Annotated in this window: 23 protein-coding genes and 1 pseudogene; 9 read left to right on the forward strand and 15 right to left on the reverse strand. The window is 67.5% G+C overall.

Going from position 1 to position 22,908, the window contains the following annotated elements:
• The first annotated feature begins 33 nt into the window (after window positions 1–33).
• The 4 genes from ACP26O_RS21680 to ACP26O_RS21695 are packed head-to-tail and all read left to right on the forward strand — an operon-like array spanning window position 34 to window position 3,993.
• On the forward strand, window positions 34–1,125 hold the full coding sequence (locus ACP26O_RS21680; protein WP_175664231.1) for a hemin-degrading factor: 1,092 nt from the start codon (window positions 34–36) through the stop codon (window positions 1,123–1,125).
• Window positions 1,122–2,030, forward strand: a complete 909-nt coding sequence (locus ACP26O_RS21685; protein ID WP_175664232.1) for a heme/hemin ABC transporter substrate-binding protein — start codon at window positions 1,122–1,124, stop codon at window positions 2,028–2,030. The genes ACP26O_RS21680 and ACP26O_RS21685 overlap by 4 nt, the downstream gene beginning before the upstream one ends.
• A 15-nt stretch (window positions 2,031–2,045) precedes the next feature.
• Window positions 2,046–3,143 carry a FecCD family ABC transporter permease gene (locus ACP26O_RS21690; RefSeq protein ID WP_175664233.1) on the forward strand — a complete coding sequence of 366 codons (1,098 nt, stop codon included), beginning with the start codon at window positions 2,046–2,048 and terminating at the stop codon, window positions 3,141–3,143.
• 19 nt (window positions 3,144–3,162) lie between these two features.
• Window positions 3,163–3,993, forward strand: coding sequence for a heme ABC transporter ATP-binding protein (locus tag ACP26O_RS21695; RefSeq protein ID WP_175664234.1), 831 nt, complete (start codon window positions 3,163–3,165; stop codon window positions 3,991–3,993).
• 39 nt (window positions 3,994–4,032) lie between these two features.
• Here the strand turns inward: ACP26O_RS21695 and ACP26O_RS21700 are convergent, their stop codons facing one another.
• Both ACP26O_RS21700 and ACP26O_RS21705 read right to left on the reverse strand, forming a co-directional pair.
• Complete coding sequence (locus ACP26O_RS21700) at window positions 4,033–4,644, reverse strand: trimeric intracellular cation channel family protein (RefSeq protein WP_175664235.1); 612 nt, start codon at window positions 4,642–4,644, stop codon at window positions 4,033–4,035.
• 8 nt (window positions 4,645–4,652) lie between these two features.
• Window positions 4,653–6,779: pseudogene (locus ACP26O_RS21705) on the reverse strand (penicillin-binding protein 1A).
• Window positions 6,780–6,994: 215 nt separating this feature from the next.
• On the opposite strand from ACP26O_RS21705, the gene ACP26O_RS21710 reads away from it, so the two are divergent.
• Complete coding sequence (locus tag ACP26O_RS21710; RefSeq protein ID WP_175664237.1) at window positions 6,995–7,789, forward strand: aminoglycoside phosphotransferase family protein; 795 nt, start codon at window positions 6,995–6,997, stop codon at window positions 7,787–7,789.
• 206 nt (window positions 7,790–7,995) lie between these two features.
• Here ACP26O_RS21710 and ACP26O_RS21715 read toward each other — a convergent pair whose 3' ends face one another.
• Both ACP26O_RS21715 and ACP26O_RS21720 read right to left on the reverse strand, forming a co-directional pair.
• Complete coding sequence (locus ACP26O_RS21715) at window positions 7,996–8,751, reverse strand: hypothetical protein (protein ID WP_175664238.1); 756 nt, start codon at window positions 8,749–8,751, stop codon at window positions 7,996–7,998.
• 11 nt (window positions 8,752–8,762) lie between these two features.
• Window positions 8,763–9,284: a GNAT family N-acetyltransferase gene (locus tag ACP26O_RS21720; protein WP_175664239.1), complete on the reverse strand. Its 522-nt coding sequence runs from the start codon at window positions 9,282–9,284 to the stop codon at window positions 8,763–8,765.
• 250 nt (window positions 9,285–9,534) lie between these two features.
• Here ACP26O_RS21720 and ACP26O_RS21725 point away from each other — a divergent pair, with 250 nt between their 5' ends.
• Window positions 9,535–10,113 (forward strand): transglutaminase-like domain-containing protein, encoded by a 579-nt coding sequence (locus tag ACP26O_RS21725; RefSeq protein ID WP_175664240.1) that lies wholly within the window; start codon window positions 9,535–9,537, stop codon window positions 10,111–10,113.
• Window positions 10,114–10,256: 143 nt separating this feature from the next.
• Here the strand turns inward: ACP26O_RS21725 and ACP26O_RS21730 are convergent, their stop codons facing one another.
• From ACP26O_RS21730 to ACP26O_RS21750, 5 genes are all read right to left on the reverse strand, one after another.
• On the reverse strand, window positions 10,257–11,093 hold the full coding sequence (locus tag ACP26O_RS21730; protein WP_175664241.1) for a bifunctional allantoicase/(S)-ureidoglycine aminohydrolase: 837 nt from the start codon (window positions 11,091–11,093) through the stop codon (window positions 10,257–10,259).
• Between the two features lie 665 nt (window positions 11,094–11,758).
• Window positions 11,759–12,196: a hypothetical protein gene (locus ACP26O_RS21735; protein ID WP_011659738.1), complete on the reverse strand. Its 438-nt coding sequence runs from the start codon at window positions 12,194–12,196 to the stop codon at window positions 11,759–11,761.
• Window positions 12,197–12,564: 368 nt separating this feature from the next.
• Entirely contained in the window at window positions 12,565–13,224 is a 660-nt protein-coding gene (locus tag ACP26O_RS21740) for a methyltransferase family protein (protein ID WP_175664242.1), read from the reverse strand.
• A gap of 172 nt (window positions 13,225–13,396) precedes the next feature.
• A complete protein-coding gene (locus ACP26O_RS21745) occupies window positions 13,397–13,561 on the reverse strand; it encodes a hypothetical protein (RefSeq protein ID WP_164714766.1) in 165 nt (54 codons plus the stop codon).
• Between the two features lie 233 nt (window positions 13,562–13,794).
• Complete coding sequence (locus ACP26O_RS21750; RefSeq protein WP_006760790.1) at window positions 13,795–14,214, reverse strand: HIT family protein; 420 nt, start codon at window positions 14,212–14,214, stop codon at window positions 13,795–13,797.
• Between the two features lie 255 nt (window positions 14,215–14,469).
• Between ACP26O_RS21750 and ACP26O_RS21755 the strand changes: the two genes are divergently transcribed.
• Window positions 14,470–15,876, forward strand: a complete 1,407-nt coding sequence (locus tag ACP26O_RS21755; protein WP_175664243.1) for a serine hydrolase domain-containing protein — start codon at window positions 14,470–14,472, stop codon at window positions 15,874–15,876.
• A gap of 79 nt (window positions 15,877–15,955) precedes the next feature.
• On the opposite strand, the gene ACP26O_RS21760 is transcribed toward ACP26O_RS21755, so the two are convergent.
• From ACP26O_RS21760 to ACP26O_RS21775, 4 genes are all read right to left on the reverse strand, one after another.
• Window positions 15,956–16,579, reverse strand: a complete 624-nt coding sequence (locus ACP26O_RS21760) for a glutathione S-transferase family protein (protein WP_175664244.1) — start codon at window positions 16,577–16,579, stop codon at window positions 15,956–15,958.
• A 139-nt stretch (window positions 16,580–16,718) separates the two neighbouring features.
• Window positions 16,719–17,189: a DUF2269 family protein gene (locus ACP26O_RS21765; protein WP_006750625.1), complete on the reverse strand. Its 471-nt coding sequence runs from the start codon at window positions 17,187–17,189 to the stop codon at window positions 16,719–16,721.
• Window positions 17,186–18,439, reverse strand: coding sequence for an SDR family oxidoreductase (locus tag ACP26O_RS21770; RefSeq protein WP_175664245.1), 1,254 nt, complete (start codon window positions 18,437–18,439; stop codon window positions 17,186–17,188). The genes ACP26O_RS21765 and ACP26O_RS21770 overlap by 4 nt, the downstream gene beginning before the upstream one ends.
• Window positions 18,440–18,580: 141 nt before the next feature.
• Window positions 18,581–19,114, reverse strand: a complete 534-nt coding sequence (locus ACP26O_RS21775) for a GbsR/MarR family transcriptional regulator (RefSeq protein ID WP_006760784.1) — start codon at window positions 19,112–19,114, stop codon at window positions 18,581–18,583.
• A 205-nt stretch (window positions 19,115–19,319) separates the two neighbouring features.
• Here ACP26O_RS21775 and fabV point away from each other — a divergent pair, with 205 nt between their 5' ends.
• Window positions 19,320–20,522, forward strand: a complete 1,203-nt coding sequence (gene fabV, locus ACP26O_RS21780) for an enoyl-ACP reductase FabV (RefSeq protein ID WP_011659744.1) — start codon at window positions 19,320–19,322, stop codon at window positions 20,520–20,522.
• A gap of 55 nt (window positions 20,523–20,577) precedes the next feature.
• Here the strand turns inward: fabV and ACP26O_RS21785 are convergent, their stop codons facing one another.
• Entirely contained in the window at window positions 20,578–21,282 is a 705-nt protein-coding gene (locus ACP26O_RS21785) for an SDR family oxidoreductase (protein WP_175656731.1), read from the reverse strand.
• Window positions 21,283–21,578: 296 nt separating this feature from the next.
• On the opposite strand from ACP26O_RS21785, the gene ACP26O_RS21790 reads away from it, so the two are divergent.
• A complete protein-coding gene (locus tag ACP26O_RS21790; protein ID WP_175664246.1) occupies window positions 21,579–22,166 on the forward strand; it encodes a TetR/AcrR family transcriptional regulator in 588 nt (195 codons plus the stop codon).
• 39 nt (window positions 22,167–22,205) lie between these two features.
• Here ACP26O_RS21790 and ACP26O_RS21795 read toward each other — a convergent pair whose 3' ends face one another.
• Window positions 22,206–22,784: a hypothetical protein gene (locus tag ACP26O_RS21795; RefSeq protein ID WP_175664247.1), complete on the reverse strand. Its 579-nt coding sequence runs from the start codon at window positions 22,782–22,784 to the stop codon at window positions 22,206–22,208.
• Window positions 22,785–22,908: the final 124 nt, after the last annotated feature.

The following is a 22,908-nucleotide window of genomic DNA, read 5'->3' on the forward strand; positions in this document are numbered from 1 at the left end:
TTCCTGCCCAACCGTTACTTGAAGGAGTCCGACATGATGCATTCCGCCCTTCCCGGTCACCCGGCCACGCCGGCCCGCGCGGTCGCCGCGTTGCGCGACGCGTTCGTCAAGCTCAAGACCGAGCGCCAGCTGCGCAACCGCGACGTCGCACAGGCGCTCGGCGTTAGCGAAGGCGAGGCGCTCGCCGCGTTCGTCGGCGAGCACGTGGTGCGGCTCGACGCGCGTTTTCCGGCGATGTTCGAGGAAATGCCGCGCCTCGGCCGCGTGATGGCGCTCACGCGCAACGACACGGCCGTCCACGAGAAGGACGGCGAATATGCGCAGATGAGCCACGACGGCCCGGTCGGCCTCGCGCTCGGCGACATCGACCTGCGCATCTTCTACCGACACTGGGCGTCGGCGTTCGCGGTGCGCGACCAGACCGCGCACGGTCCGCTGAAGAGCCTGCAGTTCTTCGACGCGCAAGGTCATGCGATCCACAAGGTCTACCTGCGCGCGCACAGCGATCACGCGGCGTACGACGCGTTCGTCGAACGCTGGCGCGCGGCGACGCAGGAGCCGGGGCTCGACGTCGTGCCCGCCGCGCCGAAAACGCCCGAGCGCGCCGACACCGAGATCGACGTCGCGGGTTTTCGCGCGGCGTGGGACGCGATGACCGACACGCACCAGTTCTTCGGCATCACGCAGCGCTTCGGCGTGAGCCGCATGCAGGCGCTGCGTCTCGCCGATCCGCACTACGCGTATCCGGTCGAAACGGAGCGCGCGCTGCGTCATGTGCTCGAACGGGCCGCGCTGAGCGGTCAGCCGATCATGGTGTTCGTCGGCAACGCGGGAATGATCCAGATCCACACGGGCCCCATCGCGAACGTGCGCGAGGTCGGCGCGTGGATCAACGTGCTCGACCCGAGCTTCAACCTGCACGTGCGCGAGCGGCTAATCGCCGCCGCCTGGGTCGTGAAGAAGCCGACGAGCGATGGCATCGTCACGTCGCTCGAGTTGTTCGACCGGCAGGGCGATCACGTCGCGCTGCTGTTCGGCGAGCGCAAGCCCGGCAAGGTCGAACGCGACGACTGGCGCACGCTCGTCGCGACGCTGCCGTCGGCGGCGCGCGGGGACGCGCGGTGAGCGCGCGAGCCTTCTCGCCGCGACGTCGCGTCGTGCTCGCGAGCGCGGTTGCCGGCGCGCTCGCGGGCGCGCTGCCCGGCCGCGCGCTGCCGCAGGCCGCGCAGAAGCGCGTCGTCGTGATCGGCGGCGCGCTCGCGGAAGCCGCGTTCGCGCTCGGCGGCGCCGACGCGCGCGGCTACCGGCTCGTCGGCGCCGACACGACCTGCACGTACCCGGACGCCGCAAAGCGCCTGCCGAAGGTCGGCTACCAGCGCGCGCTATCGGCCGAGGGACTGCTGTCGCTGCGCCCCGACCTCGTGCTCGCGTCGGCGGAAGCCGGCCCGCCCACCGCGATCGCGCAGGTGAAAAGCGCCGGCGTCGCGGTGACGACGTTCGACGAGCGCCACGACGTCGACTCGGTACGCGCGAAGATCACCGGCGTCGCGCAGGCGCTCGACGTGCGCGATGCGGGCAGCGCGCTGCTGCAACGCTTCGACCGCGACTGGCAGGCTGCGCGCGACGCAGTCGCCGCGCGCGTGCCCGGCGGCGCGCAGCCGCCGCGCGTGCTGTTCGTGCTGAACCATACCGGCAACCAGGCACTCGCCGCCGGTCAGCGCACGGCCGCCGACGCGATGATCCGCTACGCGGGCGCGCGCAATGCCATGCAGGGCTTCGATCACTACAAGCCGCTGACGAGCGAAGCGCTCGCCGCCGCCGCACCCGACGTCGTGCTGATCTCCGACGAAGGGCTCGCGGCCGTCGGCGGCCGCGCCGCGCTGCTTGCCGCGCCCGGTTTCGGCGCGACGCCGGCCGGCCGCGCGCAGCGCGTCGTGTCGCTCGATGCGCTGTTCCTGCTCGGCTTCGGCCCACGCCTGCCGCTCGCCGTCACGACCCTGCACCGACGCCTGTCGGATGCGCTCGCCTGATTCCGGATCGTCCCGATGCCCGTTCATGCTTCGCCTTTCCCCGCGCGGTCACCCACCTCGCCCACCTCGCGCTCCGGCGCCGCGAGCATCGGCACGTCGCGCCGCTTCGCGCCGTTCGCGCTGGCCGCGCTCGCTTGTCTGGTGTGCGCGATGTCCGTCGTCGCGCTGTGCGTCGGCGCCTATCGCATTCCGCTCGCGCAAGCATGGGCCGCGCTGACCGGCGATCCGGCCGCGCAGCAGGCGCGCGCGGTGCTGTTCGACATCCGCGCGCCGCGTGTCGTGCTCGCGCTGCTGGTCGGCGGCGGCTTCGGTGCAGCCGGCGCCGCGATGCAGGCGCTGTTCCGCAATCCGCTCGCCGATCCGGGCCTCGTCGGCGTGTCGAGCGGCGCGGCGCTCGGCGCGACGACGACGATCGTCCTGGGCCCCGCGCTGTTCGCCGCGCACGCGAGCGCCGCCGTGCTGCCCGTCGCGGCGTTCGCGGGCGCGCTTGCCGTCGCGGCGCTCGTCTACCGGCTCGCCGCGTCGCGCGGCCGGCTCGCGCTGCCGCTGCTACTGCTCGCCGGCATCGCGATCAACGCGCTGGTCGGCGCGGCGATCGGGCTGCTCACGTTCGTCGCCGACGATGCGCAGCTGCGCTCGCTGACGTTCTGGAGCCTCGGCAGCCTCGGCGGCGCGCAATGGTCCGCGCTGGCGGCCGTCGCGCCGTGCGTCGCAATCGGCTGCGTGCTGCTCGCGCGCGAACGCGATGCGCTGAATGCGCTGCAGCTCGGCGAAACCGAAGCGCTGCATCTCGGGGTACCCGTGCAGCGGCTGAAACGGCGCGTGCTCGTCGCGGTCGCGCTCGCGGTCGGCGCACTCGTGTCGTGCGCGGGCATCATCGGCTTCATCGGGCTCGTCGCGCCGCATTGCGTGCGCCTCGCGTGCGGCCCCGACCAGCGCGTCGTGCTGCCCGGCGCCGCACTGCTCGGCGCGCTGCTGACGCTCGCCGCCGATCTTGCCGCACGCACGATTGCCGCGCCCGCCGAAATTCCGCTCGGCGTGCTGACCGCGCTGCTCGGCGCGCCGTTCTTCCTCGTGCTGCTGTGGAAGAACCGCGGTGCGCTCGGCGGGTAATCCTTTCTTCACGACGATCATGCTGACCGCCCACCACCTCGCCGTCGCCCGCCGACACAACGTCATTCTGCGCGACCTGTCGCTGTCGATCGAACCCGGCCGCGTGACCGCGCTGCTCGGCCGCAACGGCGCGGGCAAGAGCACGCTGCTGAAAACTTTCGCCGGCGAACTGACCGGCAGCGTCGCGCCGAACGGCGTGCGCGTGACGGGCGACATCACGCTCAACGGCGAACCGCTAGCGCGCATCGACACGTCGCGGCTCGCGTGCCTGCGCGCGGTGCTGCCGCAGGCCGCGCAGCCGGCGTTTCCGTTCAGCGTCGATGAGATCGTGCTGCTCGGCCGGTATCCGCATGCGCGGCGTGGCGGTGCGCGGCATGTGATTGCACACCGCGATCGCGACATTGCGTGGCAGGCGCTCGAACGCGCGGACGCCGATGCGCTCGTTGGTCGCGACGTGACGACCTTGTCCGGAGGCGAACTTGCCCGCGTGCAGTTCGCGCGCGTGCTCGCGCAGCTGTGGCCGGACGATGACGCGATGGAAGCCGGGCCGCGGTACCTGCTGCTTGACGAACCAACCGCTGCGCTCGATCTCGCGCATCAGCACCGGCTGCTCGGTACCGTGCGCGCCGTTGCGCGCGAATGGCGGCTCGGCGTGCTCGCGATCGTGCATGATCCGAATCTCGCGGCGCGGCACGCGGATACGATCGCGCTGCTCGCCCACGGGACGATCGTCGCGCATGGCGCACCGCGCGACGTGATGACACCCGCCCATATCGCGCAGTGCTACGGATTCGCGGTGAAGATGGTGGAAACCGGGGACGGGTCGCCGCCCGTCATGGTGCCGGCGTAAAGCCGCTGCGTGCCGTGCGATCGCTGGCCGTCCTGTCACTCAATGCCCGACGTCCGCCGCGCCGAACGTCCGCATCTTCCATCCGAGCCGCACGGCAAGCATCCGCATCGTGAATCCGGCCGCCAGCGCGACCATCGTCGCGAACCCGGCGTCGATGCCGAGATACTGCATCCCGACATACAGCGTCCCCGTGAAGAACGCGACGCTCGCATACAGCTCCTCGCGCAAAATCAGCGGCATCTCGTTGCACAGCAGGTCGCGCAACATCCCGCCGCACACGCCGGTGATCACGCCGGCCAGCACGACGATGATCGGCGCGGTGCCCGTCGATGCGCCGACGTCGCAGCCGATGATCGTGAACGCCGCAAGGCCGATCGCATCGACGGTGACGAACAGCGCCTTCATGCGCGCGACGTGCCGCGCGGCCCACGACGCGACGGTCGCCGCGGCGAGCGTGATCACGAGGTACTCGGGACGCGCGATCCAGCCGAGCGGATAGTGGCCGAGCAGCACGTCGCGCACGGTGCCGCCGCCGAGCGCGGTCACCGCGCCGACGAGCGCGAGCCCGAAGCGGTCCATCCCGCGCCGCATTCCCATCAGCGCGCCCGACATCGCTTCCGCGACGATCGCAATCAGATAAAGCGTATGCATCGCGCGCCTCAGTCCTCGGTACGGAACAGGTCGAGCACGCGTTCGCGCTCGGCCGCATCGACGGCCGCGGGCATCGGCTCGTCGCGCTTGTCGTGTGCGTCCGGCGCGTCCGTCGCATCAGATGCCGGCGCGCCGCCGCACGCGAAGCGGCTGCGAATGTACGGCGGTACGTCGGCGGTGCAGGTGCCGCGCGTGTATTCGGCGTACACGAAATCGCCGTCGACGAGCGCGAGGTCCTGCGGCGGCGTTGCGTCGACCGGCGTGCGTCCGGCAACCGCCGTCTTCATGTAGTCGAGCCAGACCGGCAGCGCGAGCGTCGCGCCGGTCGCGCGCCCCATCGGCCGCGGGGTGTCATAGCCGAGCCATGCGACCGCGACGATGCCCGACGAATAGCCCGCGAACCACACGTCCTTCGAGCCGTTCGACGTGCCGGTCTTGCCGGCCGCGTCGTCGCGGCGCAACGCGAGCGCGCCGCGCGCGGTACCGGCCCGCACGACGTCGCGCAGCATGCTGTCCATCACGAACGCATTGCGTGCCGACACGACGCGCGTGCCGTCCGGCACCGGCGCATCGTACAGCGCGCCGCCGTGACGCTGCTTCACCGACAGGATCAGCCGCGGCACCATCCGCCTCCCGCCGTTCGCGAACACGCCGTACGCGCTCGCGAGTTCGAGCGGCGTCACGGCACCCGCGCCGAGCGCGAGCGGCAGCGACGCCGGATTGCGCTGCGCGTCGAAACCAAAGCCCACCGCGTGCTGCTGCACGTAGCGTGCGTCGGCGGCCTGCATCAGGCTGACCGCGACGAGGTTCTTCGAGCGCACGAGCCCGCGCCGCACCGGGATGAAGCCCTCGTAGCGATTGCCGTAATTGCGCGGACGCCACGGCCGCGCGCCGGTTTCCGCATGCGTGAGCGTGCGCTGCGTATCGTCGACCAGCACGCCCGGGAAATAGCCCTTCTCCAGCGCCGCCGAATAGACGAACGGCTTGAAACTCGACCCCGGCTGCCGATACGCCTGCAATGCGTGATCGAACACGTTGGCGTTGAAATCCGCGCCGCCGACGAGCGCCAGCATGTCGCCGGTGGCCGCATCGAGCGACACGAGCGCGCCCTCGAGCCCGTTGCGCGCATCGCCCTTCGCGCGTGGCTGCCGGCTCAGCGTGCGGTCGAGCGCGGCTTCGGCCGCGCGCTGGTCGCGCATCGAAATCGTCGTCGTCACGTCGAGGCCCAGCGTGTAGGCGTCGTCATGGAATCGCTCGACCATCATCCGGCGCGCGCGCTCGGCGACGTACGGCGCGGCGATGATCCCCGGCGGCGGCGTGGTCGCGAGCGCGATCGGCGCGTCGACGGCCGCGCGATACGCCGCATCGTCGAGCTCGCCGAGCGCATGCATGCGGCCGAGCACGTAGTTGCGCCGCGCGGTCGCGCGCGCCGGATTGACGACCGGGTTGAACGCGGACGGCGCCTTCGGCAACCCGGCGAGCACCGCCGCTTCGCGCGAGCGTGATGTCCTTCAGGTCTTGCCGAAATAGACGTTCGCGGCCGCCGCGAAACCGTACGCGCGCTCGCCGAGATAGATCTGGTTCATGTACAGCTCGAGCAGCTTGTCCTTGCCGTATTCGCGCTCGAGCTTGATCGCCATCAGAATCTCGTAGATCTTGCGCCTGTAGGTCTTTTCGCTCGACAGGTAGAAGTTGCGCGCGACCTGCATCGTGATCGTGCTGCCGCCCTGCCCCGGCTGCCCCGTCACGACGTTCGCGAACGTTGCGCGCGCGAGGCCGCCGACATCGATCGCGCCGTGCTGATAGAACTTCGCGTCCTCGGCCGCGAGCAGCGCGTGCCGCATCAACGGCGGAATGCGTTCGAGCGGCACGAACTCGCGGCGCTCGACGCCGTATTCGGCCAGCAGCTCGCCGTCACGCGAGAAAATGCGCAGCGGCAGCGCGGGACGGTAGTCGGCCAGATGTTCGACGGACGGCAGTTGCGTCCAGATGCGGTCGATCGTCCATGCGCCGATGCCCGCGCATGCGAGCGTCAGGCCGAGCAGCGCGCCTGCGAGGATGCGCCATGCACGGCGGCGCGGCGACGCGGGAGGCTGCGCCGATGGCGGCGGAGGGTTGGCGGTGTGGTCGGTCATGCGGGCTCCTTCTTCGATGCGGCGAGCGCGGGCGCTCGAGTGGCGCCCGTCGGTCACGGAAGGCGCGCATTGTCGAAGGGATGCCGGAATACCGGAACATTCTTTAGCCAAAGTTTGGCTGGCTAAATTTTATTAAGGAAAGGATGCGCATGGCCGGCGAGGGCGCCGGTCGAACCCCGCTGCGGATGAGCCGGTTCGCCTGTACCATCGTCCGCATGTTCGATACGTACCTGCGCCTGTGGGACCTCGTTCCCGACGGCGGCCCAATCCTGACCGCGAGCGGCGGCGTGCTACCCGTCGTGTGGCACACGCGGCCCGCGATGCTGAAAGTCGCCACCTGCGACGAGGAGCGCCGCGGCAATGCGCTGATGACCTGGTGGAACGGGGACGGCGCCGCACGCGTGTGGCTGCACGACAGCGACGCGGTGCTGCTCGAGCGCGCGCAGCCGGCGCCGACGCTCGCCGGCCTGTCCGCCGCGGGTCACGACGACGATGCGATCCGGATCGCATGCGCTGCCGTCGCGCGGCTGCATGCGCATCGCGCACCGGCGCCGCCCGCGCTCGTGCCGCTGCACGACTGGTTCTACGCGCTGCTGTCGCACGACACGGACGACGAAGTGCTGCGCCGTTCAGCCGCGACGGCGCATCGGCTGCTGGCCGTGCAATCCACCGACGAAGTCGTGCTGCACGGCGACATCCATCACGGCAACGTGCTGCACTTCGGCGATCGCGGCTGGCTCGCGATCGACCCGAAGGGCTTGCGCGGCGACCGCGCGTTCGACTACGCGAACCTGTTCTGCAATCCCACGCACGACATCGCGGTCGATCCCGCGCGCTTCGCGCGGCGCGTCATGCTCGTCGCTGAAGTGACGCGGATCGACCGGCGCCGGCTGCTGCAATGGATCCTCGCATGGGCAGGCTTGTCGGCAGTCTGGATGATGGAAGATGCGCTGCCGGCGGATACGCGGGTGGAGGTCGGGAGGCTGGCGGTGGCTGTGCTCGACCGATAGCGATACGCATCGGCCATGAGAATGGGTTCAGCGGGAATTTCGGGCGAACGGGCGAAGATTGACGGCTCGCGCCGAGCTAACCTTATCACCTCATGAGTCGTAAACAGCGTGCACGGACGACGCTTGTTCAATGGCGGCAAGCAGCTGCCTTGCCACTCGCCAACGCATTTCCAGTACGCCTGAGGATATCTCGACTTCTTCGTGAGTTAGGCCGAACCAAAGGCACCTTCGCCCGATGCTCTCTGCATTTGCAGACGCTCGGCAAACACCGCTGAGGCGGTGTCGATAATCTCCTGATAGTAATGTTTGATTGGTCGTGGAGCGTTGTGATCCCACGCATCGGGATGGAATGTTCGGAAGCACTCGATGCCGTTCGACCGGAAGTGCCAAAGAGCCTTTGGCTCAATCTTTACGCGCACACGATCCGGAAGCACCGCTTTCAAAGCGCGATCATAACTGTGGCCGCAACCGAAGATGATCAGATCTGGCTTCAGTAGTTCGATTTCAAACCTGACAGCCGCCACCGAAAAGTTGAACAAATGTGCAGAATGCGCGATCGACGTCCGAGAGTAGCCATGCCTCGGCCGGTGCCAGTCCATCTTCATCAGATTGTTCCAGCAAACGGCTGCTTGATCGCCTCCAGTGAACGCATCGGCAAATCGCTTCCGCTGCCTTAGAAACTCGCTGTTGCCAGTGCCACGGAGCTGCTGATCCTCATAACGAGCTTTCGCGACATCAATGCCGTCTGGACGTTCGTAGAATGCTCCTAGCTTGTCGAACCACCCGTTGGTTTCCTTTCCGATGAACATCACGCGGACGGGGGCGTCGAGGTAGGCCTGAGAAACGCTAAGGAGAAACGGCGCCGACAGCTCGAGAAAGTACGGAACGAAGGCGGGCTTGGCTTCGATGAGCGCCTCGGCATAGTAAGAATCCAAGGCCGCTTGAACTTTGTGCTTGAGCATGGTTCACCAAGTCAGCGACGGTAAATAAACTCTAGATCGGTCGATTCACCGACCTTGAAATCGTACGTGCCGACACGCTTGAAGCCCGCCTTCTCGTAGAAGTCGATGGCCTTCGTGTTACCGGACCACACGCCAAGCCATACCGGACCGGGGCGTTCCACCGCCAGATAATCGAGCGCGGAGTCAAACAATGCTCGTCCGACGCCAGTGCCTTGAGTACTCCGCCGAAGGTAGATTTGATGTATTTCCCCCGAACCGTCGGCGACTTCCGAGTGCGGAAGCTTACACGGCCCCACCTGTGCGTAACCAACCAGTCGGCCGTCGTCGCTTTCGACTACCCACGTTCGATGCTGGGGATTATTGAGTTGGTCAGCGACCGTTTCCACCGAGTAACTATTGGTCTCGTACGCAGCAAGATCGCTCGGCGGGTAGCTGATGCCATATCCATCGTGAAGAAAGGTTTCGCGAAACGTGTCGCGCTTCAACTCGGCAAGCGGAATTGCATCGGCAAACGTCGCAATGCGGATTAACATTGAGGATCTCGCAGTTCAGTGATCGGCCGATAGTTTATCTTGAGCAACTCTTGGTGCAGTCCGGACGACCATTGGACTCAGCAATCAATACCGCGAATTTCCCGACCACGACAGCGTAGTGCAGATCGTCAATCTGCACTGACTACCGATGACGCAGCGGGCAGTTCCGGCACCGTAGGTCGGAGGCTTTCGACTGCCGCCTGACCACTAGACTCATAATGCAGTAGCCCCCTTAGATCAAGAGAACAGCATGCAGCGCTATTTGATCCCCAGCAAGTACATCGATTTCGAAGACACTGAAGTCAAGTCGAGCGCTGAAGCTTTGGCGCGCAGCGCCACTTCAGAACACGACCTGGTGCGCCGCTGCTTCGAGTTCGTCCGAGATGAGATCCGTCACAGCTCTGATTTCAAGCTCAATCCGGTCACTTGCAAAGCCTCGGATGTGGTTCGGCACAGAACAGGTTACTGCTACGCGAAGAGTCATCTTTTGGCCGCGCTGTTGCGAGCCAATGCCATTCCTGCCGGCTTGTGCTACCAGAGATTGTCCGTTGGCGGCAGCGGAGCACCATACTGTTTGCACGGATTGAACGCCGTCTACCTTCAAGATTTCGGCTGGTATCGCCTCGATGCTCGCGGAAACAAGCCGGGAGTGAACGCACAATTCTGCCCGCCGGCAGAAGCCCTGGCATTTCCCACCCGGGAACCGCAAGAACGGAATTTGCCAGAGCTCTGGGCTGAACCGCTGCCGGTCGTAGTCGAGGCGCTGGAGCGCTATAAAAGCTACGACCAAGTACTTGCCAATCTGCCTGACATTGAACTCGTGATCTAGTCGTACGGTAGGCGTCCGGTTTTCGCTGAGTTTTTTGTCTCCTTCGGCTCGACAAGCCACCTCCCCAGAAATCCACAAACACCCGAAACAAAAAAACCCGCCGACTTCCACCGGCGGGCTTTCCTATCCAACTTACGCGACGTTCACCGCCCCGGATTCAGCGTCAGGCTCATGTGACGGTTCACATCCTTGTACAGCAGATATCGGAACCGCCCAGGCCCACCCGAATAGCACGCCTGCGGGCAGAACGCGCGCAGCCACATGAAGTCGCCCGCTTCCACCTCGACCCAGTCCTGGTTCAGGCGATAGACGGCCTTGCCTTCGAGCACGTACAGGCCGTGCTCCATCACGTGCGTCTCGGCGAATGGAATCACGCCGCCCGGCTCGAACGTCACGATGTTCACGTGCATGTCGTGACGCATGTCGCTCATGTCGACGAAGCGCGTCGTCACCCATGCGCCGTTGGTGCCCGGCATCGGGATCGGCTCGACGTCCTGCTCGTTGGTCACGAACGCGTCGGGCAGCGCAATGCCGTCGACGGCCTGGTAATGCTTGCGCACCCAGTGGAAACGCACGGCGGCATCGCTGACGTTGTGCAGCGTCCAGTCGGCGCCCGGCGGAATGAACGCGTAGCCGCCCGGCTTCAGCGTGTGCTTGGTGCCCTGCAACGTCAGCTCGGCCTCGCCTTCGACGACGAACAGCACGGCTTCGGCATTCTTGTCCTGCTCGGGCTTGTCGCTGCCGCCGCCCGGGTTCACTTCGACGATGTACTGCGAGAAGGTTTCGGCGAAACCCGACAGCGGACGCGCGATCACCCACAGGCGCGTGTTCGTCCAGAACGGCAGCCAGCTCGTGACGATGTCGCGCATCACTCCCTTCGGAATGACAGCGTACGCCTCGGTGAACATCGCGCGATCGGTCAGCAGATCGGTCTGCGGCGGGTGGCCGCCATGCGGCGCGTAATACGTTGTCTTAGACATAAAGCATCCAGGCAATGGGTTGGTCCGGCCCCGGGTCGCAACGGCCAAGCGCGGCACGCGCGTGGGGCACGCATGCGGCGGCGGGACATCGTTGCCGGGGTGGCTTGAAAGCGCGGGCGCCTTCGTTCGGTCGGCCAGGCTTCGCGACGGCTCCGCCCGGTTCAGCGGGCGGGGCGACCCATGCTTGTGGGTCCGGCGGCCGGGCCACGGACACTCGCGGTCATGCGGCGGGGCACGGGGGACGGCACGGTTCGATTCCCTACGCGAGCAGCGTTGACGATAGCGAAGTCGATTCCGATCGACCAATTAAATGTTGCGATGACATCCATTCGATTTCGCACTACCCGCCCGCGCCCGCGAGGGCCGGTGCACGCGTGTCGCGGACGTTCGGTGCGTCAGGGAAATCCTGATCACGGACGAGCCGAGCCCGAGCGATTGCATGTCAATGCAACTGGCGATGTCGTCTATCAGCGGGAAAGGTACAGCGGGAGGGAATGTGCCAACCCGTCGAGCGGGGCCGGGCATGAACTGCGGAAGGAAATGAAGTCGCCGGTCTTGCCGGCGACGGCGGCCCGGCTGAGGCCGCCGGGCCGAATGTCGAATGGGGTGCCGACGCGTCGGGCGTGCCGGTGCGCAAGTCGCGCACCGTGCCGCGCCCGCGGCGATCAGTCCCAGTCGCGGTGGTGGCGATGCTTGCGGTGGCGATAGCCGCGATCGCCGTGGTCGCGCTCGTACGAGCTGCGCGACATGTTGCCGCCCAGCGCCGCGCCTGCGCCACCGCCAACGGCCGCGCCCAGCAGGCCGCCCGTGCGGCCGCCCATTGCGTTGCCGGCTGCGGTACCCGCGCCGCCGCCGAGGGCGCCGCCGATGATTGCGCCGGTGCGCTCGCGACGGTTCGACGTCACTGCGCCGCCTGCGCCGCCGCCGATCGCGCCGCCGATGACGGAGCCGGTGCTGCCACCGACCGCGCCGCCGACCGCTGCGCCGGCAACCCCGCCGAGCGCGCCGCCAAGGGCATTGTTCAGGTCACCGGCCATTGCCGGCAATGCGGTCGCGCCGGTCAGCACGGCGACGACGAGAGTGGGGGCAATTTTCTTCCACATTCCCGTATTCTTCCTTGTTCGCAATCTGGTTATTGAAGGTCCGCTCGATACGACGATCTGAATCGATCGACGTGGAAACCAGCATTGTGCCGAATCCCGGACCAATTCATTTCAATGAGCTTGCGGCGAAGAATAGCACCGGTCGAGCCCCGTTGCAGTCGACATTCTCGTAACAAGTTGTTTACCGAAACAGGACTCGGAAAGGCTTGCCGAAATCGCCGCCAAGGCCCGCCGGTAAAGGCTCGGGCAACGGGCGACCGGTCGCGGGGACGGTACGGGAAGCGTCGACGGCGGGCGTTCGGACACAGGTGGCAACACATCGGCGAGTGCGGCGAGGCGCCAGTCGGCTTTCCGATGGCGAACGAGGGTCAATACACGCCCGGAAGCAGCCGCCACGTATGCGCGCAGTACGCGTCGTATTCGGCGCCGAACTGCGCGCGCAGCAGCGCTTCCTCGGAACGGATGCGCGCGACGAGCGGCACCATCGTCAGCGCGACGAGCAGCAGCCCGACGCCCGATCGGAACGCGAACGCCCAGCCGAGCGCATTCACGATCAGGCCGAGATAGCTCGGATTTCGGATCCTGCGATAGATGCCGTCCGTGACCAGCGTGTGGCCCGGCTGGATCGCGACCAGCCCGCTGAAGCGCTTGCCGAGCACGAACACGGGCCAGAGGCGCAGCACGCCGCCGGCGACATACAGCACGACGCCGATCCACCGCACCGTATCGCCGCCGAAGGTCCACACGTCGAGCCGGTCGGTCAGCGCGGGCAGATAGGCGAGCAGAAACCCGCTGGCCGCGAAGGCCGGAAGCACCCAGCGGTTGTCGCGGTCCTCGCGTTCGCCGGCGTTCAGGTTGCCTTCGGTCAACAACGCGGCGGCGGCCAGCGCGAGCGTCGCGACGGCGATGACGATCAGTTGCGGATGAGAAAAGAACGCGGCGAACCCGCCGATGCCGAGCACGGCGAGCCCGAGGTACACGAGCGCGGACACGCTCGACACGATTGCGACCTTGCGCGTAACGGCCATGGCTGCCTCGCCGGGGTGGGTTTTCCTGTGAAGTATAGGAACCCGGGCGGCCGATGCGCACGCGCGCCGTCATGCGGCGCGCGGAGCGTTGTTGCGAGAAGCGGCGGCGCGGCGTCGACGACGCGGCCGTCGACGTGATCGACGTGCGGGGCAGCCCGCGCCCGCCGGCTGGTCAGCGAATGCGGAAGTGGCCGCCGATCCCGACGCTGACGGGCGGTGCGTAGTACGCGGGCGCATAGCCGTAGTAGACCGGCGCGGGTGCGTAGCCGTAAGGCGGCGCGACGTAGCAGCCGGACAGGCCGGCGATCAGCGCAAACGTGATGAGAACTTTGTACATGGCTCGATTCCCGGCGAAGAGGACACATTGCATCTCGCGACGGCCGGCACGACGGGGCGGCCCAGCCTTCCTGTCGCTCGATGCGGTAATGCGCGGGAGTCTAGCGCCGGGGCCGGGGGAACGAGTTTCGCGACCGGTTACACGTGTTACGTCGCGTGACCGCTGAAACAGGTGCGGGCGGCGCGACGGCCCACGGGCACTGGCGCCGCCCCGCATGACGAGCCCGGCACGCGTTACACGAAACGTTCACGGATGCGCTGCGCGACCGATTCGAGCGCGGCCGCGTCGGCGATGTCGCGCGCATGCAGCCGCAGCTCGACGCCTTCCCAGCGCGGGATCACGTGGAAATGCACGTGCGGGACCGTCTGGCCCGCCGCCGCGCCGTTGAACTGGCCGATGAACACGCCGTCCGGCCCGAGCGCCGCGCGCACGGCCGCCGCGACGCGCTGCGTCATCCGGATGCCGGCCGCGGCCGCATCGCCGGACAGCTCGAAGATCTGCGCGGCCGGCTCCTTCGGGATCACGAGCACGTGACCGTCGGCCTGCGGCATGAGATCCATGATCGCGAGGGTTGCGTCGTCTTCGGCGACCTTCACGCACGGCAGTTCGCCGCGCAGGATCCGGGCGAATGGGTTGTTGTTGTCGTAGGACATGGCGTTTTCCGATTGTTCGATGGGCGGTTTGACTGGGAACGATGCCGGACGATTATCGGCCGACGGCCGGTCGGATTTCAACTTGCCGGTACGAACCCGCGCGATCGACACACGCGATTCGCACACGCCGGCCAGCATATCGCCCGAGCGACGCCGCCCCCGGCGTCGTCACTCCCCCGCGATTGCCACCACTTGCCCGAACCTGCGACACTGCCGGATCGTTGCCGGCCGGCACGCCACCGAGGACGCTCGCGCATGACGATCCCCTTCAAATCGCTGGTTCTGCGCGGCGTCGCAATCGCGCTCGTCGCCGCGCTCGGCTACACCGGCTACATGCTGTCGCGGCTCGCTCCGATCGCGACGGGCTATGCCGCGAAGGCGCTGTGTTCCGGCGTGTTCGTGTCTGGCCGTCCGGCCGCGTCGGTGATCGACGTCGACATCATGGCCGGCGTGCATCCGCTGCTGAAACTGGTGCGCCCGTCGCTCGATCCCGAGCATCATCGCGCGGTCGCGACGTTCGCCGGTTTCGCACGACGCGAGGCGGAGTTCCGGCCCGGGCTCGGCTGCACGCTCGCGCTCGGGCCGTCGCGCGGCGTGCTGCCGGCCGCGCTGCCGCCCGTCGCCGACCCACCACGATCCACAAACGATGCGGCGCCGCCCGCACCGCCCGCCGGCATCGACACACGCAAGCTGCACATCGCGCTCGACCGCGCGTTCGACGAACCCGATCCGGCGCGGCCGCGGCGCACCCGTGCGGTCGTCGTGATGTGGCGCGGCCACGTGATCGCCGAACGCTACGCACCCGGCTTCACGGCCGACACGCCGCTGCCCGGCTGGTCGATGACGAAGACCGTGACGGCCGCGCTGGCCGGCGTGCTGGTCGCGCAGCACAAGCTGTCGGCGGATGCGTCGGCGCTGCTGCCCGAATGGCGCGGCAGCGGCGATGCGCGCGCGGCGATCACGCTCGACGAGCTGCTGCGGATGACGAGCGGCCTGGAATTCAACGAAGACTACGACGACCCGCTGTCCGACGTCGCCGTGATGCTGTTCACGCAGCCCGACACCGCGCGCTTCGCGTCGGCCAAGCCGCTCGCCGCGCAGCCCGGCACGCAGTGGTACTACTCGAGCGGCACGAGCGCGATCGTCGCGCGCGTGATGCGCGAAGCGCTGGGCGGCACCGAGGCCGACTACCTCGCGTTTCCGCGCCGTGCGCTGTTCGAGCCGCTCGGGATGCGCAGCGCCGTGTTCGAGCCCGATGCGGCCGGCACGCTCGGCAGCCCGTCTTATCTGTATGCGAGTGCACACGACTGGGCGCGCTTCGGGCAGCTTCTGCTGCAGGACGGGGTGTGGAACGGGCAGCGGCTGCTGCCGGAAGGCTGGGTGCGCTACCTGACGCGAGCGACGCCGCAATCGACGCACCAGGAATTCGGCGCGCATCTTTGGGTGAAGGTGCCGGAGCCGTTCAACGATCGCGATCCGCATGCGAGCGCGATGCTCGCCGACGCGTTTCATGCGGTCGGTCACGAAGGCCAGTTCGTGAGCGTGGTGCCGAGCCGCGAGCTGGTGGTCGTGCGGCTCGGGTTGTCGCGGCCGGAATCGGCGTGGAACCACGAGGCGTTTCTCGCGCGCGTGCTCGACGCCGTGCCGGCATCCGGCTCGTGACGTGACGTGACGTGACGTGCCGCGGCGCGGCGGCAGCAGTCGCACCACCCCGCCCGCTCCGCGCGCGACTTGGGACGCGTTACGGGTTCGCGCTGCCCGCGTACTGCTTGAAGCCCTCGCGCGTCGCCAGACGCTCGATATAGCGCTTCGCCGCCGGGAAGTCCGGATGCTCGAACGGCGTGCCGAACCAGCGGTTCACCGACAGGCCGATCGGAATGTCGGCGAGCGTGAAGTGGTCGCCGGCCACGAACGCGCCGGTCGCTTCGAGCTGCGCGTTCAGCACCTGCATATGTTTCGTCCAGCCCGCGATCGACTGCGCGATCGCCGCCGGGTCCTGGTGCTCGGGCGACTTGCGCACGAGGCCGAGGAATGCGCCGACCCACGAACGGTTCAGGTCCGAGCCCTGCCAGTCGATCCACTGATCGACCCGCGCGCGCGCCTGCGGCTCGGCCGGATAGAGCGCGTCACCACCGTAGCGGTTCGCGAGATAGCGGATGATCGTGTTCGACTCCCACAGCACGAAGCCGTCGTCCTTGATGACGGGCACGAGGCCGTTCGGATTCAGCGCGAGATAGGTCGGGTCGTTGGTCGTGCGAAAGCCCGCGCCCCAGTCTTCCTGCTCGAACGGCAGGTTGAGTTCGGTGCACAGCCACAGCACCTTGCGCACGTTGATGGACGGAATCTTGCCGAGGATGTGCAGCATGCAGGCTCCTTGTGAGGTCGAATGCGGAGCGTCCGGGATGCCCGAAACGGCCCGAACGCGCTCCCGTCGAATTTATACACGAGCGCGCGTAAATCGACAGGACCGCACGCGAGATCGGCATTAGCGGCCCGCCGCCCGCCTACATCGGCTTGAGCACCATCAGGAAATAGACCGTCAGCATCGCGAAGAACGCCGGATAGCCGAGCAGTTCCCAGCGCTTCGCATAGCGCCAGTAGCGCGCCGGCAGCGTGGCCTCGCCGTTCGCATGCGCGAGGTTCGCCAACGCGGCCAGCTCGATCTGCAGCCACACGACCGGCAGCCAGCACGCGCCCGCGATCGCATACAGCACGATAGACGCGACGAGCCACGGCGTATGCCACGGCCAGCCGGCCGTATGCGCGAGCCACAGCCCGGACGCCGGCTGGAAGATCACGGCCGGTGTCGTGAACCACCAGTCCGCGCGCACCACGAGCCGCGACACGGCCGCGATCGCGGGCACCGACCGCGTGCGATTCGCGAAGAACAGGTAAAACGCCGTGCCGAAGCCCGTGCCGACCATCAGCACTGAGGACAGGATGTGAAGCGCCTTGATGACGAGATAGGTATTCATGGTCGTTCTTCTTCTGAAAACAGGATCAACAGGATCGCGAGAATCGGCACGTTCTTGATCACCGGGCCGAACGGTTCGGCCAGCAGCCCGGGCATCGTGACCGCGATGACGGCCGAATACGCGACGATCAGCGCGGCTTGCGCGGCCCAAAGGCGGCGCGACGGCGCGGCGACGGTCGCCACCCCGAACGCGAAGTCCAGCGCGCAGGCGGCGTAGAGGGCGATCAGCGCGGGCAGCCCGGTGAGATGTGCGCGGGCGAGCATCGCAAGGCTGTCGCTCTGCGGGTGGACGAACGCGCTCACGATGGCCGTCCAGATCCAGACGATCGCAAGCGCGCCGAGCAGCAGCGGCCGCCGCCACATCGCGAGCGCATCGCGGCGCAGCGCGAGCGCGTCCGCGCCGATGAAACTGCGCAGGCCGCGCGGCGGCCGGCCGAGCACGGCCGCCAACGCCGCGGGATCGCCGGTGTTGCCGCCGCGCAGCATCGTCCACGTATCGCGGGTCAGCATCGCGCCCGGCAGCGTGCCGACCAGCGCGGCCGCCGCCCCGACCAGCGGGCCCGGCAGCGCAATGCGGGCTGCCGGCGGGAAGCCCAGCGCGGCGCGATAGCCGCTCAGCATCTCGCGGTATTCGACTTCATCAGCGCCGACCGCGTCGATGACCGAATGGCCGGCCGCCGGCGAAACGACGAGCCGCGCGACGAGTTCGGCGAGATCGTCGACGTGCACGGGGCGCAGCCGTTGATGGCCGCCCGCCGGCAACGCGTGCACGGGCAGGCTCGCGAGCATCCGGAAGAACCGTGCCGACGTGCCGGCCGCGCCGTAGACGAGCGCGGGCCGCACGATCCGGTAATCGAGCGGCAGCGTCTGCAGGAAGGTGTCGGCTGCGTACTTGCTGGCGAAATACGGTGTGTCGCCGCGCTCAACGCCCAACGCCGAGATCTGGATCACGCGCCGCACGCGGGCACGGGCGCATGCCGTGAAGAGCGCGCAGGGCGCCGCGCGATGCACGGTGTCGAGCGTCGCATCGCGCCGGTCGGCGAGGATCCCGACCGCATTGATCACGACGTCGACGCCCGCCAGCCGTGCCAGCCACGCGTCGGGATCGATGTCCGTCGCGAAGTCGATCGCGACATCGTGCGGGCCCACCGCATGCCGCACGCCGCGCAGCACGCGATGGCCGCCGGCTTCCAGCCGCGTGCACAACGCCCGCCCGATGAACCCGTTCGCGCCGCAGACGAGGATGTTCATGTCGCACTCCGTGGTGCGGCATGCCGGCGGATCGACAGCAGGGCCTCGTTCATTTTCATCCTCTATTTACTGTTGTTTCTGTAATTACAGAAACAACACCTTCAAAAAAAGCGGGCTGTGCGCCCGCACTTCCGATACCGCTTACTTCGACGACTTGCGCCTGACCGTCTGGCTGATCTTCGCGCCGATCCCGAGCGCCTTCATCAGCGTGTCGGGCTTGAGCCGCAGCATCTCGTCCGACCAGGTGGTGAGCGTCTCGACGAACTGCAGCGTGTCGCGGATGCGCTGTTCGGTCTCGCGGCTTTCGTCGGCGATCTCGGGGCTCGTCAGGCAATCGCGCAGCACCGTGAGCGTCGGTTCGATCTCGCGCTGTCGCCGCCCTTCGACGATCAGCTTGAACAGTTCCCAGATGTCGGTCGACGTCTCGAAATGGTCGCGGCGATCGCCCAGCACGTGCACGACCTTCGCGAGCCGCCACGCCTGCAGCTCCTTCAGGCTCGTGCTGACGTTGGAGCGCGCGACGTTGAGCGTCTCGGCGATCTCGTCGGCGGCCACCGGCCGCCCGGCCAGGTACAGCAGCGCGTGAATCTGCGAAACGGTGCGGTTGACGCCCCATCGCGAGCCCATTTCGCCCCAGTGGAGAATGAATCGTTCGGCAATCGGTGTGAGTTCCATGTCGGGAAATTTAGTTTTTTCAGTTATTTCTGTCAAGAGAGAAATAAGCGGCGGCGACGCGAACCGCCATGCTGGTGGCTCGACCGTCAAGCGATTGCGACTGCCGTCACCGCCCGCCTTTCCCGCCGTGGCCGCCCGCTTCCATTACAATGCGCGGGATTTTTCCGATTTCAGGCCGTCCGCGCCTTTCTGACTAGAGGTTCCCATGATCATCAAACCGCGCGTGCGTGGCTTCATCTGCGTGACGACTCATCCGGTCGGCTGCGAAGCCAACGTCAAGGAACAGATCGACTACGTGACTTCGCATGGCCCGATCGCCAACGGCCCGAAGAAGGTGCTCGTGATCGGCGCGTCGACCGGCTACGGCCTCGCCGCCCGGATCTCGGCCGCGTTCGGCTCGGGCGCGGACACGCTGGGCGTGTTCTTCGAGCGCGCCGGCAGCGAAACGAAGCCGGGCACCGCCGGCTGGTACAACAGCGCCGCGTTCGAGAAATTCGCCGCCGAAAAGGGGCTGTATGCGCGCAGCATCAACGGCGACGCATTCTCCGACAAGGTGAAGCAGGTCACGATCGACACCATCAAGCAGGATCTCGGCAAGGTCGACCTGGTCGTCTACAGCCTCGCGGCGCCGCGCCGCACGCATCCGAAGACGGGCGAAACGATCAGCTCGACGCTGAAGCCGGTCGGCAAGGCGGTCACGTTCCGCGGCCTCGACACCGACAAGGAAGTGATCCGCGAAGTCTCGCTCGAGCCGGCGACGCAGGAAGAGATCGACGGCACCGTCGCCGTGATGGGCGGCGAGGACTGGCAGATGTGGATCGACGCACTCGATGAGGCCGGCGTGCTGGCCGACGGCGCGAAGACGACCGCGTTCACGTATCTCGGCGAACAGATCACGCACGACATCTACTGGAACGGCTCGATCGGCGAAGCGAAGAAGGATCTCGACAAGAAGGTGCTGTCGATCCGCGACAAGCTGGCCGCGCACGGCGGCGATGCGCGCGTGTCGGTGCTGAAGGCCGTCGTCACGCAGGCGAGCTCGGCGATTCCGATGATGCCGCTCTACCTGTCGCTGCTGTTCAAGGTGATGAAGGAACAGGGCACGCACGAAGGCTGCATCGAGCAGGTGTACGGGCTCCTGAAGGACAGCCTGTACGGCGCGACGCCGCACGTCGACGAAGAAGGCCGTCTGCGCGCTGACTACAAGGAGCTCGATCCGCAAGTGCAGGGCAAGGTCGTCGCGATGTGGGACAAGGTCACGAACGAGAACCTGTACGAGATGACCGACTTCGCCGGCTACAAGACCGAATTCCTGCGGCTGTTCGGCTTCGAGATCGCCGGCGTCGACTACGACGCGGACGTGAACCCGGACGTGAAGATCCCCGGCATCATCGACACCACGGTCTGACGACCGCGCCCGCCGCGCGCATCGGCGCACGGCGGGCTGTCTTTTACAGGCGACGTCAGACCGGCGTCGCCTCGTCCAGATAAACACCGGCCGACAGCGTGGCCTTCACCTGCCGCGTGAAGTCGTCGGTGGCCACCTCCTCCGCTCCAGATTCGATCGCGTCGTATGCCTGGCGCACGACGTCGGCCGGCGTCGCCTTCGGCACGTCGAGGCCGCGTGTCAGGTCCGTATCGATGAAGCCGGCATGCAGCCCCACCACCTGCGTGCGCTGTTCGCGCAGCGAATGCCGCAGCCCGTTGGTCACCGCCCACGCAGCCGACTTCGACACGCCGTAGCCCGACAGGATCGGCCGGTTCACCCAGCTCGCGACGGACAGCACGTTCAGGATCGCGCCGCCGCCGTGGCCGGCGAGCGTGGCCGCGAATGCGCGCGACATCGCCAGCATCCCGAACACGTTGGTTTCGAGATGATCGCGCAGCGCGTCGACCGCGCCGTCGTCGGTCAGGCTGCCGAGCCGCGCGATGCCCGCGTTGTTGATCAGCAGCGTGACGTCGCGCGCGGCGTCGGCCGCCGCGGCGACCGCCGCCGGATCGGTCACGTCGAGCTTCACGGGCACCACGCCCGGCAGCGTCACGCTGGCCGGATCGCGTGCGCCCGCATAGACCTTCCGCGCCCCGCGTTCGAGCGCCTGCTTCGCGAATTCGAGCCCAAGCCCGCGGTTCGCGCCCGTGACGAAAACGACTGCACCTTCGATCTTCATGACCCTTCCTTTCATCGTGTGAATGAAACCATGCCGCCATCGCGTACCGAGCCGTTGCGCCGCCGGTACCGGAGCGCAGGCTCGCTGCCCACGCCCGCTGCACCCCAGACCCGGACCGACCTTCATCCCTGCCGCGCGAGTCGCCTTCGCTTCCTTTGCGAAGTCGGCTACACTGGATGTCAATGTCGATCACCATTGTCTTTGCGATGCATTGTGTCAGCGCACGCTCACCACGTCAATGGTGATCACCATTGTGTTTTTCAATCGACGTAATGGCTGGAATGAGGGAGGGATCGATGGGCGTCTCGAGACAACAGGCTGCCGACAACCGCAACGCGATCGTCGCGGCCGCCGAGCGGCTGTTCCGGGTGCGCGGTGTCGACGCGGTCGGTTTGACGGAACTGATGAAGGAAGCCGGTTTCACGCAGGGCGGCTTCTACAACCACTTCAAATCGAAGGATGCGCTGGTCGCCGCGGTGATGGAAAAGGCCATGCAGGACGGCGCGGATTCGCCGCGCGCCGGCAGCGTCGCGCAACAGGTGACGTCGTACCTGTCGACCGCGCATCGCGACAATGTCGAAGCCGGCTGCCCGCTGTCCGGCTTCGCGGGCGACGCGCCACGCCTGACCGACGCGGCACGCGCCTGCTACGCACACGGCGTCGCCGGCTATCTCGACCGGCTGGAACGGATGGTGGCAGCCGAAGGCGCGGCCGCGGCGGACACGCGCCGCGACGCGATCGCGGTGTTCAGCCAGATGGTCGGCGCGCTCGTGCTGTCGCGCGCCGTCGCCGGCACCGATCCGGCGCTGGCCGATGAAATCCTCGACGCGGGGCGGCGCGCGCTCGCCGGCCAGTCCGACGATCCGGCCGTGCCGGCCGCGTAGCGGCACGGCGGCACGACGGGGGCAAGCCGCGCGTGATCGCTATTCCACGGCCCGTACGGCGTCCCACAGCGGCTGCCGGCCCAGCGCGGCATGCCACGTAGCGAAGCGCGTGCGCCACGACTCGAACGGTTCCGTCAGCGGATGACGCGGATCATCGCTGAGCGCATACGCCATCCCTTCAATCAGCCAGCGCGGCTTGGTCGCGACCGCGAGGTTGCCGAGCATTTCGGCCTGACGGTGGTGGATCAATTCGTGCGCGAGGAAGTAGGTCTGCCAGCCGCGCGGCGCGATGACCACGCCGAAATCTCCAAGAGTGAGCGCCGCGCGTTCGCCGAGGCCGAACTTGTCCGCACATTCGCGCGTCGAGCAGAACACGACGCGCGGTGCGTCGCGAAACGGGCCCACGGCCGCCGCCGCGCGCGCGTAACCGTCGCGATAGAGCTGCTGCGCGGCGTCGAACTGCGCGGCATCGTCCGTGCAGATGTCCGCGCTCGGACATGACACGCCGGGAAGCAGCGCGGGCGCGACGACGCGCAGCGGCTTGACGAGCGCGTAGGCAGCGATCGGCAGCGCGACGAGCAGGCCCGTGAGGGTGAAGGCGACGTATGAGCGTTTCATCGAGGCGACGACTCCGTGAGTGTGCTGGTGGATTTTCCTGCACGAATATATCGGAGCCGCGACGCCGGCGGCCGGCTTTTCTGTTCCCCCGGCTTCCGGTTCACGGCCGCGCGCCGCCGCGCGC

The organism is Burkholderia sp. R-40, assembly GCF_049942845.1.
Taxonomy (GTDB): Bacteria; Pseudomonadota; Gammaproteobacteria; order Burkholderiales; family Burkholderiaceae; genus Burkholderia; species Burkholderia ambifaria.